The following is a 12,615-nucleotide window of genomic DNA, read 5'->3' on the forward strand; positions in this document are numbered from 1 at the left end:
TCCCCCTAACGAATTCCACATATCTATTATACAAAAATCAAAACATGACTCCCGGTATTCTACCCGTTCGGAGCCTCCTCCAGGCTCCACTCTACGCGGAAGCCGCCCTCCGCTCGGTCTCCTGTTATCGTGATGCGATAGATGCCCGGCTTCCCGATCTTTACGATGTGCCGGCCGCCGCTTTCGTTCATGCCGACGAGTCGTCCCTGCTCGTCCATGACGTGATAGCCGTAGCCGCCGGACGATATAGCAAAGGTGACGGCGAACTCAAGCAGTTCCCCTTCCCGTGCGGCGACCGGAATCTCATGCCGGCCGTGAAACTGCTGGAAGCTTGCGGAGAGGGACGTCGCCTCGCGGGTTTCGGACCAGCCGCGCTTTTGCGTAAAGTTCCCTTTCCCCAGAAGAAAGAGGGAGAGCGGAAGCACGAGCCCGAACAGGAGGAACACGCGTCTCGGCCCTTGCACCAACAAGGTTCCTGCGTAAAACAGAAGGGCGCACAGTGCACCGATTATTCCGGCCAAGACAGTGTATTCGTCTCGTTCCAAGACGTTAAAGAAGGCATAGCCCGCCACGGTGTGAAGAACCGCTCTCCACACCCGCCTGTACCGAAGCAGCTTGACCGTGAGCAGATCGGCCGCCGCCGAGCAGACGATTACCATAGACGTAAAACATGCCCCAGACACGCAGATTGGATAGCCCTTCCCCGAACGCATAGAGATCGAAGCCGCCCAGCTGAAAGAGAATAAGAAAAAAGAGGGACGAGGCGAAGCCCGCTCCCGTAAGCTTCTCCGCCGCGTATGACAGGAAGCGGGACCAGGAACGGTTCTTCAAAACCAAAGGATTGCGACGTTCCCCAATAGGCTGTCTCGGCCCTCCGCTTCCTCGTTCCGCTGATTGATTTCTCATCCCTTTCCCCTCCCTTATGCAAAGGCTTCGCCGTTCAGCCCCCGCCGCTTCTCCCTAGCGGAGACTGGGCTCGAGCCGTTTTCGCTTTCGCTGGTCTTCGAGCAGCGCCGCCATGTAAGCCTGCATGCTCCGCGAACGCTCGGTTGCGAGCGCAGGATGCGCCAGATTGTGCGTTTCCAGCGGATCCGCCGTCAAGTTGTATAGCTCGTATTCCTCGGGCGCCGGTACTGTTTTGACCCGATCCGGGGGCCGGGCCGGCCAGCCGTATGCCGGCTCCTCTGCCGAACAGCTCTCGACTTCCCCGCTGCCCGGATCCATCCAGAACCGGGGATTGTCGAAGTACCGGGAATACTTCCATAGTTCCCGGGCGTCTCCTTCCCCGATTGCGGCGAGCACGGTTTCAATATGATTCGGCTGGCAGACGGACGGATACGGCCAGCCGAGCGGGCTGACCTGATGCTGCCCTCGCGTCACGTCGTCATCGCTCATATAATAGACGGGCTCCTCGCGAGGAAGAGTGTCCGCCTCTCCGCTACCCATAAGAAGGGGCGACAGATCGCGTCCGACGAGCGGATAGGCTTCCGTGAAGCTTGCGCTCAGCCGGCGCCGAATCGCGGCGGCATCCGCGCCTGCCAGACCAAGCATCGTCGGCAGCAGATCGACGTGGCTCGTCAGGGCATCGACCCGCATCCGCTCCGGGAAGAGCCGTTTGTTCTGAATGACGAACGGGACGTGCAGCATCTCTTCATAAGCGCAGTAAAATTTCTGATGGAGGCCTCCGTGCGCCCCGAGCAGCTCACCGTGATCCGAGGTGAACAGAACAATCGTGTCGTCCCGGAAGGAGGACCGGTCCAGAGCGTCCAGCACCCGGAGCATCTGCCGGTCCGCCTCCTTTTGGAGCTGGTAGTACAGCTGGCGGTAATGCGCCCGGTTGCCGATGGGCTGGAGAGCCCGGGGATAGATGCGCCGGTAGCTGGCCTGGCAGCGCGGCTTGGTCGCCAACGTCTCGCCCTCGGTCGGTGGCGGAGGAACCGGCGGCATCGGGTCTACGGCGAACCGGAAGACGGGCAGACGCTCCGTCAACGAGCCGTACAGCACGATGTCGTGCGGGTTCACGAAGGAGGCGACGACGAGCCACGGCTTGGCGCTGTCGTTGTGCCGGCTCTCTCGGTCCAGCGTCTCGAGGAGCTCCACCGCCTCGGCCCCATACACCTCGTCGCGTCCGCTTAGCCCGATCGCGGCGGAGGAGCCCGAGTTGCGCGGGTTTTTCCCGTGCGGCTCCGGACCGATCCAGCTTGAGAAGCCGTAGGGATCGAGCGGATCGGCCTGCCGGTACAGCGCCTCGCGAGCTGGGTCCGGCACTCCCGTCAGCGGATGGTAGCTGGGCACGCTGTGATGCGTCCCCGGCGTTACCAGATCGGCTTGGGTGACGTGCCACTTGCCTTTGTAATACGTCTGGTACCCCGCCTCGCGAAAATAATGCCCCATGGTAGGCACGGTATTCCGGCCAAGCCAGAACATATCCGAATCGAACGCTTCCTTGGCAACGCCGTTCGTCTGGCTGACGCCATGCAGCGAAGGATACTGCCCGGTCAGAAGCGTAGCCCGGCTCGGACAGCAGGCCGCACTGCCGATCGTATGCCGGTTAAACTGGACCGCATGCTCTTTCAGCCGCTCGTGGGCCGGGAGAGCCTGCCGGCGCCAAGCCTGCAGCTCCTCGCTCTCGTACACGGGAGGATACCGCTCCTCGTCGACCAGGATCAGGAGAAAATTAGGCGGTTTGCCGAACGGGCCCCGCTCGCGCTCATTCATGCTTCACACATCCTCGCAGGAAGATTCCTCCTAGCCTATGCTCTCCCTGCCAAAAAAAGCCGGCCGTTGCCGGCCGGCCTCCTTAGGCATCATAGTGGCTTGCGAGGAAGCGCTTGATCTCCTTGTTCATGCTGCGCAGCGCTTCCGGCGGTCGGAAATGCCCGCTCTCCTGAAGGTGCGTGCCCGTCAAATTCGGAATGACGGCCTGCGCGGCGGGCAGCAGAGCAGGGCCGGAAGAAGATATCCTTCGCACCCGTGATCATAGGCAATGGGGTTTCTATCTCTCTATTTTATACAAAATAGAAAACATCTGGTAAAGTGGGGAATAGCAAACCCAAGGAGGTGTTCCATGGCCGGTTATGGACAGGCCCTACTACTCGTCGCCCTCATACTCGCTTCCGGCTGGCTGCTCGTTCGTTCCCGCCCGGCACGGCCCGGCGGCAAGCTCGCCAGACTGACGCGCTGGGCCGGCGTCAGCCTTCTCGTCATGGTCCTCTTTTGCCTCCTCATGGCGGTTCTGATCTGGAATGCCGAGATAGAGAGCCGCCTGTACGGTCACTAGCGGGCCGTCCTGCCGTTTCGCTCCGTTCTATTCCTTCTTCCGCACCTGTGCGGAGCCCGGCAGCAGCTCCTTCTCGATCCGCTTCACGGCTTCCTCCGGCTGCTCCATCTTCATCCACATGAGCACCAGCCGCTTCTGCATCTCATCCAGCAGCCCCTGTCCGATTCCGAGATCCCGAATCGCATACGAATAAGGGAGCATGTCGACGAAGGCGTGATAATGCTCCGGATGAAGCGCCGGATTGAACAGCGTCCGGTCTTCCGCCACCCGGCGTCGCACCGGGATGGTGCAGCCGTGCCGCTTGAGCTGCTCCTGTGCGTAGGTCCCGGTCACGAAACGGATGAACCGCTTGGCCGCCGCCGCGTTGGGAGAGCGGGCGCTCACCGCCAGTGCGCCGCCGATCAGGAGCGTAGCCGGGCGTTTGTTGCCGGGCACGACCGGCACGACGTCCCAGTCCCGGAAGTGCGCCCCGAATTCGTTCATGAAGTGATACGTGCCGATGATCATGGCGACCTTGTCTGCCATGAACAGGTCCTCGACGATCCGCGTTCCCCCGTAGATGGAGGCCGGCGACACCTCCTGCTGGAACATCAGATCGAGGCAGTAGCCGAACGCCTCGACCGTCTCGGGGCTGCTAAAGAGCGAGCGGCCCTCCCGGTCGTAGACGCCTCCGCCGTTCTGCAGGAGAAACTGGGGCCAGCGGTTGTTCGTGATCGTGAAGCCGAAGCCGTACTGCCGTACGGTCTGCCCGTCCTCCCGGATCGTATGTCTCCTCGCGAAGGCAAGCAACTCGTCCCAATTCCGGACCTGCCATTCGGCGGCATTCGGTACGAGCTTTTTGTTCACGACGTACACGACAGGAGAAAAAACGAACGGAATGGCCCGCAGCAGCTCCCCTTCCTCGAACAGCCGCATCGCCTCGGGGTAGAGCTCGTCCCCGTCCGACCACTCGCTCCGCTCGCTCGGCAGCAGCTCGTCCAGCAGCCCCGCGTCAGCAAAATAACGGTAATGCAGATCAGAGATGACCATTAGGTCGTGCGCATCCCCATCCCGGAGCTTCTCCGACAGATATTCCGCATAGCCGTTCTCCGATACCAAGGAGAGGGTGATCCGGATATCCGGGTTGTCCCGCTCGAACACGGTGATCAGCCGCTCGAGAATCGGCTTCTCGTAGGAATCGCCGAAGCAAACGAGCTTCAGTGCCGTCTGCTCCTTCCAATACTCCGGCTCCCGAATCCGGTTGCCTTTGCCGGGGATTTTCTCGATCAGCCCTTCGTTCTCCAGCTCAGCCAGCACCTTGCGCACCGAGTCCCGGCTCATATTGTACAGCTTGCTCAGCGTGATCTCCGACAGCAAAAAATCGCCGGGCTGCAGGGTCATTCCGGTAATCTGGCTCCGGATGTCCTGCCGGCACCGCTCGTAGCGATCGTCGAAATCCGTCCTTTTTTTCAGCAAGTCAACCGCCCCTAGCTATACATAATTGTATAGTATACCACAGCTTCCTATCCTTGGCAGAGCGGTGGCTGCAGGTGCCGATCCAGAAAGGAGTAGGCGAGCTCACGCGCTCGAGAAGGAAAATCGTGTCCTGCCGGACCCATCCAAAATTCGAAGGAGCCGGGCTCTGCCTCCGCCTGATACAGAGCGTCCAGCTCGGTCATCGCCTCGGCGATCCCCTCCCAGTTCGGGAAGATCCGGTCGCGGATGCCGCTCCACAGGAACAGCGGGGTCGGCAGCGCCAGCGCCGCGATCTCGTGCCATTCGAACGGCACCTCGCCCCGCTCCAGCATGGCGGTGAGCTGGGGAAAGTGGGAGAACCAGTCCCGCTGCCCCCACCGGTTCGGGTCGGGATCGCCGGCGAACGAGCTGAAGCCGCAGCTCGACACGACCACGCGAACCCGCCGGTCCAGCCCGGCGAGAAACCAGCCGTTGTAGCCGCCGAGGGAGTGGCCGATCGCGCCGATCCGGCTGGCATCCGCATCCGGCAGCGCGGCCAGCAGGTCGACGGCCCGGATATGATCGGCGAGCATTTTGCCGACAGCGGTCCACTCCGGGTGCTGCTCGTAGAACGGAGCCGTCTGATAGGGCTCCGAGCCGGGGTACACCCGCTCGCCGGCCGTGATCGTATCGGGCGCCAGCACGATATAGCCGCGCGACACGAGCTCGAGCCCGTAGCGGCGGTTCTCCCTGCCGGAGGCCAGCGCGACGTCCTCCTTGCCCTCGGGCGAGGTCGGGTGCAGCGCCAGCACCGCCGGGCGCTTGCCCTCCCGCCCGAGCGGCAGGAGCAGCAGCGCGGTTACCTGGTCGCCGTCCCGGGTGGCGTACCGGATGCTCAGCCGGCGGTGGTCCTCCTCGGCCGCCTCCTCCAGCACCTCGTAGCCGGCGTCCCCTTCCGACGCTTCATAGAGCCCCTCCGCCGGCGGCTTGCCGAGAAAGCCCAGCCACTCGGCCAGAATCTTCTCGCGCTTTGCTTCCCATGCCTCGACAGGCGCGGACTCCTCCAGCAGCTTCGGCAACCGGCCTTTCGTCAGTTCCGCTAATCGATACGTCATCGCGCATCCTCCTTCTCTTGATACCGCCACAGCTCGGCCCCGCTGCCATAATATAGCGCGCCATCGATGTCTGCAAAGCCGCAGGTCGCCTCCTGCGGCAGGTCCACGACCTTCTCGGCCGTCCCTGTCTCCGGGTCGACGGAGAAAATCGCGCGGCTGAGCAGACCGAGCACGACGGGCTTGCCCTGGCGGACAGCCAGCAGGAGCCCGTCACGGACGACGCGGCCCCATGCCGACAGGTCCTGCTTGCGCAGAACCGTCCCCGTCTCGGGTTCGAAGACGAACAGCACGGCGTCCGAGGTGAGCCCGTACAGCCGGTCCCGCGCATCCGCGACGAGCAGCGAGATCTCGCGGGCGCCAGGCACGGGCACCCAGCGCTCGATTACGCGGCGGCTCGCCCAGTCGAACAGGTACAGCACCGCCTCCCGGGCGGCCGGACTCGCACCACCTGGTGTCTCGATGCTCGTGCCCCCGGCGACATCGCCGCCGCTCAGGGCGGCCAGGCAGAGCGTGCTCTGCTGCTCTATGAGCTCCTCGTGCTCGTACACCGTCACGTGCCGAGACGGTACATGGAGCACGCCGACCGCACCGCCCACCGCGCCGTAACCCGGAAAGCCGCCGTACAGCACGTGCTCGCCGTCCGGGTGCGCCAGGGCGCACCGCGGCCGGTGGATGCGCTCGTCCGCATAGACGAGCTGGGGATTGCGCGCCGGTCCGGGCTCCTCGCTAAGCGGGCGCCGGGTATCGAGGAGATGCAAGGTGCCGCCGGCATAGGCGGCACCCGCCAGGTAGCTCCCCTGCACCGCATAAGCGCAGATGTTGCCTCCCCCGCCCCGCTCGACGAGCTTGCCGCCGAAGCTGCGCAGCTCGTCCGTCTGCGGGTCGTAACGGTACAGGTGCAGCGGATGGTTCGACGTCCCGTACAGCCTGCCGTCGGGTCCGGCCGCCATCGGCGACAGCGCCGTGCCGTTTCCCTCGTAGACGAGAGGCACGACCGTGCGCGAGCCGTCGGCCTCCTCGATGACGAGCTCCCCTTCCGCCAGCTCGTAGCCGACGAGGCTCCGCCCGCCGCCAAGCTCCCGGTGCAGCTTGCGGTAGCCCGTCCCCTTGTACAGCGACGGGGGGACGCTTGCCGCCTCGACCGGCTCCGCCCGTCCGTCCCGCAGCCGGAACCAGCGGACGGGCGGCGCGTCCGGCCCGCTCTCCTCCATGCCGCTGTCGGCGCCCGGCAGCATGCCGTACACTTCTCCGTCCGCGCCGACATGGACCTGCCCGCTTCCCCTTACCGGCCCGTCGTCACCGCGAAGCGTAGCGACCTTGCCATCGGAGAGCCGGTAAGCGGCGATCCCCGCCGTGGTCGTCCCGAGACCGGCGTAGATCCAGCCGTCCCGTCCGGCCGCCAGCGTCATCGCGTACTTCTGCTCGGGATCAAGCTGCCCGAGGACGCGGCAGTCTCCCGACTGCGGATCGAGCCGCAGCAGCTGTGCGTTCGGATACGTCGTCGCATAGACGATTCCGTCCCCGTCCTCAGTGAACGCAAATCCCGCGATCTCTTCGCTGGGAGCCGGCTTCAGCCGGTGCTCGAACGTCTCCCCGAACGGATCGAGCACCGCCAGAAGCGGGCCGGCGCCCGTATAGAATCGGCCGTCCCGCCCGCTCATGGCGGCATACGGATACTCGCTCTTGCCTTCCTCGAACGCGAGCTGCCGGCAAGTCCCCGTCGCCGGATTCACCACCAGGGCGTACCCCCTGGCGACGAGCACGATTCGTTCCCGACCGTCCCCGTCCCGGCAGACCGCCGCCGACCTCGTCTCGTCCGCCCGCACCGGCACGCCGATGCGCCTAAACTGCTCTTCGCCGTTCATGCTTCCTCTCCCTCCGTCTGCCGCGGGCCTTGCGCCCGTGCCTTCCTTAGATACAGAACAAGATCGGGCGCATTCGCCCGATCCGTTCCGCCGCGTTTCTGTTACTTCCAGACCAAATCCTTGTAGCCGCGTTCCTTGATGCCGTCGTTCATTTCCTTAATGATCTGAGAGCCGCCGCGCTTCAGGTATTCCTGTACGAGCGCGTCCCAGTCCGAGAGCGGACGCTGGCCGGCGATCATCTTCGTCTGCTCGTTCATCATGAACGTGAGCAGTTCCGCGCCCTTCGTCGTCTCCGTCTCCGAGATGACACCGTAGTTCGGCGGATAGTAATGCTTCATTTTGCCGTTCAGATCCATCAGATCCTTCGTCAGCTGGATCAGCTTGGGCTCCGTATACGCCTTGTCGAACTCGGGATCGGTTCCGGCAGGCACCCAAGCTGTGTTGTCCTGGAAGTAAACGGCCGGTTCGAGTCCTTCCTGCGGCTTGAGCGTAACCCGCTTGCCGTTCTCCATCTTGTAGCCGACGCCCTCGCCGCCATAGAAAAAGTCAAAGTCCTTGTTCGCCGCGCTCTGCTGGGCAGCCGGATAGAATTTGCGGGAGAAGTCGTGAATCTCCAGTACTTTGTTCAGCTTGTCGGGATCCTTCGCGAGCTTGGCGTTCAGCGCGTTGAAGCGTGCGAAGCCTGTGCCTGCGGTGAAGCCCTGCTGGCCGTCCGGCTGCTTGAACGGCGCCAGCACCGCGAATTCGGCGTTCGGATTCAGCTTGAGCAGCCCTTCCATGTAAGGCTGAGACATGCCGCGAGGGGCGACCAGGAACACGCCCGCTTTGCCCGAATAGAACTGCGCGTTCGTATCGGCCCAGTTCAGCACGGCGAAGTCCGGTGTAATCGCTTTCTCTTTGTTCAGATCGGCAAAGAACTGGATGAGCTCCTTGCGCCCGTCGGAGATGATGCCGGGAATGAAGTTGCCGTCCTTGTCCTTATGATACCAGGTATTGTACTGCCAGTAAGGTCCCATCGCGAAATCCGGGTTGATATTCTGGCCCATCGCCAGGCCGTACGTGTCCTGCTTGCCGTTCTTGTCCGGGTCGTTCTTGGTGAAGGCGATGGCAACCTGCTTCAGCTCCTCGTAGCTCGTCGGCATCTTGAGGCCGAGGCTGTCGAGCCAATCCTTGCGGATGAGGAACGAGTTGCCCTCGATCGGTGCCCATGACGGGATGCCGTAGATTTTGCCGTTGACCTTGAACTGGTCCCATACTTCCTTGGGCACTGCCTTGAGCGTCGGATACTTGTTGATCGTCGCATCGTCGATCGGCAGGAACGCCCCCTGCTTCGCCCACTTCTGGAACAGCGTCATGTCGTTCGGGCGGAAGCCGATCATATCGGGCGCTTCGCCGCCCGCGACGACGGCGGTCAGCTTCTCCACGAAGTTTTCCTGCGGAACCTTCTCCACCTTGTAATCCACGTTGAATTTCTCGTTCAGCATCTTCTGGCCCGGTCCGTTCGCAGCCGCCGGATTGCCAAAGACATACGTGATTCCCGTGATTGCATGCTTTTTGTCGCTTGCCGCCGGGCTTTGGCCTGCCGCCGGGCTCTGACCCGCGGACGCGCCATCCTTGCCTTTGTCTCCTCCCGTGCTGCAGGCCGTCAGCGTCATCGCCGCTGCCATCGTCACGAGTACTAGTTTCTTTGTTTTCATACCGCTACCCCTCCCTATTCGTTGCCGAGCTTGCCGTTTGGTTCGATGCCGCCGGCCGGGCGATGGACCGGACGCTATCCCTTGACCGAGCCCAGCATCACCCCCTTGGCAAAGTGCTTTTGCAGAAACGGATACACGATCAGAATCGGGAGCGTTGCGAGCAGAATCGCAGCCATCTGGATCGTAATCGGAGGCGGCGGATTCTCCATCATCAGCATGACCTCCTGGCCGAGCGCCGCTGTCGGCTCGTTCACGATGACAATCTGGCGCAGGATGACCTGAATCGGCCACTTGGACGAGTCGCTCAAATACAGAATCCCGGCGAAGTACGTGTTCCAATGTCCCACCGCGTAGAACAGACTGAAGGCGGCGAGAGATGGTTTGGACAGCGGCAGAATGATCGAGAAGAAAGTTCTCAGCTCGTTCGCACCGTCGATGAGCGCGGCCTCGTTCAGCTCGCTCGGAATGCTAAGGAAAAACTGGCGCAGCACAATCAGGTTGAACGAGCTGATCGCCCCGGGAAGAATAAGCGCCCACAGCGAGTTGATGAGCCCCGTCCCTTTCACGATCAAATAAGTCGGGATCATGCCGGCCGAGAACAGAATCGTGAAAATGACCATCATCAGGATGACCCGCTGGCCGAGCGCGTTGCGCGTGAGCGCATACGCCATCGTCGCCGTGAACAGCAGGTTGACCAGCGTGCCCACGATGGTGACGTAGGCGGTGACGCCGAGCGAGCGGGTGAAGTTTTTGGACGCCAGAATCGTGTAGTAAGCGTCGGTCACCCATTCGCGCGGCCACAGGATCAGATCCCGCTCGAGCACATCCTTCAGCGAAGAGAAGGACACCGCGAAGATGTGCAGGAACGGAAACAGCATGGTTGCCGCAATGAGAAGCAGCAGGACGGCGTTGACGGCGTCGGCGAGCCGCTCGGATATCGTTCGTTTGATCATCGCTTGCTTCCCCCCTAATATAGGCCTTCTTCGCCGAACCGCTTGGCGGCCCGGTTCGCCAGGATGACCAGCACGAGACCGACGAGGCCCTTGAACATCCCGACCGCGGTGGCGAAGCTGACGTCGCCCTGCTGAATGCCCTTGAAGTAGACGTAAGTATCGAGCACGTTGCCCGATTCGGTATTGAACGGATTGAGCATCAGGAAGATCTGCTCGAAGCCGGTATCCAGCACGTTGCCGAGACGAAGAATGAACAGAATGACGATGACGCTGCGGATCGCCGGCAGCGTGACGTGCCAGAGCTGACGCCAGCGGCTAGCACCGTCGATGACGGCGGCTTCGTACAGCGCCGGGTTGACGCCCGCGAGAGCGGCCAGGAACAGAATCGTGCTCCAGCCGGATTCCTTCCAGATGACCTGCAGGATGATGACCGGCTTGAACAGCGCCGGGTCCGTCAGGAACGGAATCGCCTCCCAATGCAGCTTTTGGGTCAGGAACGTGTTGATCAAACCTTCGCCCCGCAGGAAGACAACGAAGATGCCGGCCACAACGACCCAGGAGAGGAAGTGCGGCAGATAGACCATCGACTGCACAATCCGCTTGTAGGTTTCGTTTCGGACCTCGTTCAGCATGAGCGCCAGAATAATAGAGATCGGAAACGCCATGAAAATCTGCAGGAACGAGATCTGCAGCGTGTTCCAGATGACCTTGATGACCTCGGCGTCCTCGAAGATTCTGGCAAAATACTTGAACCCGACCCATTCGTTCGCCCAGAGGCTCTCGTTAAACGGGTTGAAGTCCTGGAATGCGATGACCAGTCCCGCCATCGGGATATAACGGTAAACGATGTAGTAAAGCACCCCGGGCAAGAGCAGCAGGTAAATATACCGCTCCCGCCACATCCTCCGCCTTAGTTTGGTCCCCCGTCCGGCAGCCGGAGCGGTTCCTTGCAGCTGAACCTCTGTCGATTTCATGGCAGTCCGAATCCCCCATTTCCTTCCCAGCTTTCTGGTTAAACGCTTACAAAAGTAGGCCGCTTGCGCGGCTGCTCCGTTATCGGCTCTCCTGCGCCCCAGCTCCCTCCCCTTGCGAGACAGGATGGGCGCCTGCGAAGCCGGGCATAACAAACGCCCGCTCGACTTAGCTGAGAAACCGATTTGCAGCCGACTAGTTATAGACCGGTCGTCTACCTGTCTGTTACTAAACTATAATGACCACGGCAGAAGGTGTCAATAACCATTTTTGGGGCATCCGGCCATTCGCGGGTTGGGTGTTCGCCTTTAGCCGCTATTGCCTCCCGGAGCCGAGCCGGCATTCTTTCCCCCATTACGGCACAAAAAAACACGGCCTTCTCGGCCGTGCTTTAGGTGCCGCCCGGGCGGCTGCCTGCTTCTTGTTTTCATTCGAGCAGGGCTATTCCCTAATCCGATAGGGCATCCGTTCAAAAGGAAGCTGGTCCGGTACGGGCGACCTCGCTCGCTCCGGGATTACGATGCTCCGCTGCTCTTTGGAATGTGCGCTTCAAGGCAGAAGGTTTAGGCCCCGAAACGGGGAAAGCCCGCTAAGGAGCTGCCAGTTCCTCCATTGCCAACTCGCCCCCGCTAAACCCGGGCTTCCCGCTCGGCACGCGAGAGGATCGCTTCCACGGTCTCCTCCGGCGTCTGCTCGGTCGTATCCAGCCACATCCCGATGCGGGGTGTCTCCCGGCGAAGCTTGTCATCCAGCATCTCGACCGTCCACAGGCCGTAGCCTTTCTTGCCTCGAGCCGCCTCCCGATTCGCCACGGCCGATGCATCCGGCACCAGCACGACCACATACAGAGGCCGATGCCGGATCGAACGGACAACCTCCTCCAGATGTGCGCCGAGGATGACGTCCTGGAGGACGACGTCGAAGCCCTCCTGGGCGTAGGCTTCTGCTGCGCCGGCCGCTATCCGGTAACGGAGCCGCAGCTGGGCAACGGCTTCCTCCGAGTGTTCCGGCAGCATCTCCTCCCTGCCCGAGACGATCATCCGGCGGAAGGCGTCTCCCCGAACATGCACCCCACGGCCGAACCGCTCCGCCAGCAGCTGGGCGACTGTCGATTTTCCGCTTGCCATCACGCCCGTGAGGAGATAGATGCCGGGTTGGTCCGTCTTCCTTGTCCGCATGGCCCTTGCCCTCCTTTGTCCATTGTCTGAGCTTCGCCTCTCGGCTGCACCTATCCCCACGGCCGGCAGCCACCGTAGGATGCTTCCGCAGCCCTGAGCGCTCGTTTCCATTCTCGGCAAA

General features: G+C 62.3%; 10 protein-coding genes. 1 reads left to right on the forward strand and 9 read right to left on the reverse strand.

The features are described 5' to 3' along the window. Positions 1–59: 59 nt before the first annotated feature. Together KJS47_RS08095 and KJS47_RS08100 are read right to left on the reverse strand one after the other, a co-directional pair. A complete protein-coding gene (locus tag KJS47_RS08095; RefSeq protein WP_213524322.1) occupies positions 60–659 on the reverse strand; it encodes a hypothetical protein in 600 nt (199 codons plus the stop codon). A gap of 301 nt (positions 660–960) precedes the next feature. Further along, positions 961–2,718, reverse strand: a complete 1,758-nt coding sequence (locus KJS47_RS08100; protein WP_213524324.1) for a sulfatase family protein — start codon at positions 2,716–2,718, stop codon at positions 961–963. 349 nt (positions 2,719–3,067) lie between these two features. On the opposite strand from KJS47_RS08100, the gene KJS47_RS08105 reads away from it, so the two are divergent. Then, entirely contained in the window at positions 3,068–3,280 is a 213-nt protein-coding gene (locus tag KJS47_RS08105; RefSeq protein ID WP_213524326.1) for a hypothetical protein, read from the forward strand. 27 nt (positions 3,281–3,307) lie between these two features. Here KJS47_RS08105 and KJS47_RS08110 read toward each other — a convergent pair whose 3' ends face one another. The 7 genes from KJS47_RS08110 to KJS47_RS08140 all read right to left on the reverse strand — a co-directional run bounded on the left by KJS47_RS08110 (position 3,308) and on the right by KJS47_RS08140 (position 12,494). Further along, positions 3,308–4,735 carry an extracellular solute-binding protein gene (locus tag KJS47_RS08110; protein ID WP_213524328.1) on the reverse strand — a complete coding sequence of 476 codons (1,428 nt, stop codon included), beginning with the start codon at positions 4,733–4,735 and terminating at the stop codon, positions 3,308–3,310. A gap of 47 nt (positions 4,736–4,782) precedes the next feature. Beyond that, the gene (locus tag KJS47_RS08115) at positions 4,783–5,829 is read right to left on the reverse strand and encodes an alpha/beta hydrolase family protein (protein WP_213524331.1); all 1,047 of its coding nucleotides are present in this window, start codon (positions 5,827–5,829) and stop codon (positions 4,783–4,785) included. Next, positions 5,826–7,694, reverse strand: a complete 1,869-nt coding sequence (locus KJS47_RS08120; RefSeq protein WP_213524333.1) for an NHL repeat-containing protein — start codon at positions 7,692–7,694, stop codon at positions 5,826–5,828. The genes KJS47_RS08115 and KJS47_RS08120 overlap by 4 nt, the downstream gene beginning before the upstream one ends. A 101-nt stretch (positions 7,695–7,795) precedes the next feature. Next, positions 7,796–9,391 carry an extracellular solute-binding protein gene (locus KJS47_RS08125; protein ID WP_213524335.1) on the reverse strand — a complete coding sequence of 532 codons (1,596 nt, stop codon included), beginning with the start codon at positions 9,389–9,391 and terminating at the stop codon, positions 7,796–7,798. Positions 9,392–9,465: 74 nt separating this feature from the next. After that, a complete protein-coding gene (locus tag KJS47_RS08130; protein ID WP_213524337.1) occupies positions 9,466–10,344 on the reverse strand; it encodes a carbohydrate ABC transporter permease in 879 nt (292 codons plus the stop codon). A gap of 14 nt (positions 10,345–10,358) precedes the next feature. Continuing rightward, positions 10,359–11,318 (reverse strand): ABC transporter permease, encoded by a 960-nt coding sequence (locus KJS47_RS08135; protein WP_213524339.1) that lies wholly within the window; start codon positions 11,316–11,318, stop codon positions 10,359–10,361. Between the two features lie 627 nt (positions 11,319–11,945). Continuing rightward, complete coding sequence (locus tag KJS47_RS08140) at positions 11,946–12,494, reverse strand: AAA family ATPase (RefSeq protein ID WP_213524341.1); 549 nt, start codon at positions 12,492–12,494, stop codon at positions 11,946–11,948. Positions 12,495–12,615: the final 121 nt, after the last annotated feature.

It is taken from the genome of Paenibacillus sp. J31TS4 (assembly GCF_018403265.1).
Lineage (GTDB): Bacteria > Bacillota > Bacilli > Paenibacillales > NBRC-103111 > J31TS4.